The sequence below is a fragment of the Shewanella litoralis genome, from assembly GCF_009828585.1.
GTDB classification, from domain to species: domain Bacteria; phylum Pseudomonadota; class Gammaproteobacteria; order Enterobacterales; family Shewanellaceae; genus Shewanella; species Shewanella litoralis.
On record NZ_WSRZ01000123.1, the window covers coordinates 1 to 320 of the forward strand.

The 320-nt window shown below is 47.8% G+C and carries 1 protein-coding gene; it reads left to right on the forward strand.

The features are described from left to right. Positions 1-33 precede the first annotated feature (33 nt). Positions 34-320: hypothetical protein (locus GQA99_RS20375; RefSeq protein WP_206194604.1), on the forward strand; the 287-nt coding region annotated here is incomplete at its 3' end.

A 320-nucleotide genomic window follows, 5' to 3' on the forward strand; every position in this document is an offset into this window, starting at 1 on the left:
GTTTTAACATACTAAAAGAGTTATAAGAAGAAGTTGAAAAAAAACAAAATGGCTTCCAAGGCTTTGATTCTGTTAGGTCTCTTTGCAGTTCTTTTCGTCGTCTCGGAAGTGGCCGCAGCAGCTGAGGCACAGTCCGGCACAGTGAAGAGTGAGGAAGCAGCTGTGAAACCTGATCAATATAATGGTGGAGGTTACAACGGTGGAGGCTACAACAATGGAGGAGGTTACAACAATGGAGGAGGTTACAATAACGGAGGAGGAGGCTACAACAGAGGAGGAGGAGGATACAACCGCGGAGGAGGAGGCCGGGGTTATTGCCG